We start from the raw sequence: 1,188 nt of genomic DNA, 5'->3' as shown, positions 1-1,188 counted from the left end.
ATCAAAACAGAAAACCCGCTTCCAGAATACCCGCGAACATGCCGGATTTGTTCCCGCTCGTGCCGTAGCCGAAGCCGGGCAGATAGCTCGAGAGATGGGCGTAAGCGAGGGTCGTGCGCACGAAAAGTTGCTTGTATTGCCAGGTCGGCGTCACCTGAAACCCGAGCAGCGAAGCGCCGGGCCCGATCGCGCCGGGGCCGGTCGCGCCGTATCCCATCCAGTTGCCGAATGCGATGGCGTTGCCGATATTCTGCTTGTCGGTATTGGTGCTCACATAGCTCACCTGGCTGCCCAGAGACCACAGCTTGTTGAACTGGTAGTCGGTGGACACCGCGAAGGCGATGTTGCTGTAGGTCTTGACGTTGCCGACCCGCGCGCTCTTCGGCAGCCACTGATACTGGACATAGGGAATGATATTGAGCTTGCCGAACGTGGCATTGAACCCGCCGCCGATCATGTTGCTGTTGACCTCGGGGAACCCATTGGTCGAGTTCGTGAAATCGGTCGTCCCGAGAGTATCCGAGCCGTAGAGATAGATATAATCGGACGAGTTCAGATTATAGGTCAGCGCGGCCTGAACGTTGTTGAAGCGCTTCGAGAAATAGCCGTCGTCGAACTGAACGGTCAGCGTCGCCGGCCCGTGGGTCAGGGTCGCCTGGATCCCCCGCTCGGAGGTGATTTCGATATTGGCGAGCTGGGACAGGAAGAAATTGGCATTGTTCCAGTCCTGCCCGGATTCCAGCCCTTCGACCGTGGGGATGATGCCCGCGGAAATCGAGAAATTCGGGCTCGGCGCCAGCGTCACATATCCCTGCAGCACTGGCGTGCCCAGGAAGTTGTAGGGGTTCTGCGGCGACCCGGTCGGATATCCGAAGGCTTTCGAGCCGAGAATCGGAAACGTATATTCGCCGGCCTCGAAGGTGAACTGCACCAGCCCCGAGGTTTTTTGAATATTGATCAGGGCATTGGCGAGGCCGGCGGAGACGTTCTGCGGATTCTGGTTGAACAGATTGCCGGTGCTGTTGGTATAGGCGGCGCCGTAGCCGTCGACCGCGGCGGTGATGCTGTATTGGCCGAGCGATCCAAGATTGTATTTGATCGGCACCGGCCCGTTCATGGCGAATACCGGTCCGGTTGCAAGGGCTGCAAGCACCAGACCGGAACACGCCGTCGTTGCTATTTTCATAA

1 protein-coding gene is annotated in these 1,188 nt (G+C 58.5%); it reads right to left on the bottom strand.

The annotated features are described in order from the left end of the window. Window position 1: 1 nt before the first annotated feature. Window positions 2-1,188, bottom strand: a 1,187-nt coding sequence (locus tag L2A60_RS20480) for an outer membrane beta-barrel protein (protein WP_235706306.1), incomplete at its 5' end; no start/stop codon positions are given.

The sequence above is a fragment of the Acidiphilium iwatense genome, assembly GCF_021556475.1.
GTDB lineage: Bacteria > Pseudomonadota > Alphaproteobacteria > Acetobacterales > Acetobacteraceae > Acidiphilium > Acidiphilium iwatense.
This window is presented reverse-complemented; position numbering and strand designations above follow the sequence as displayed.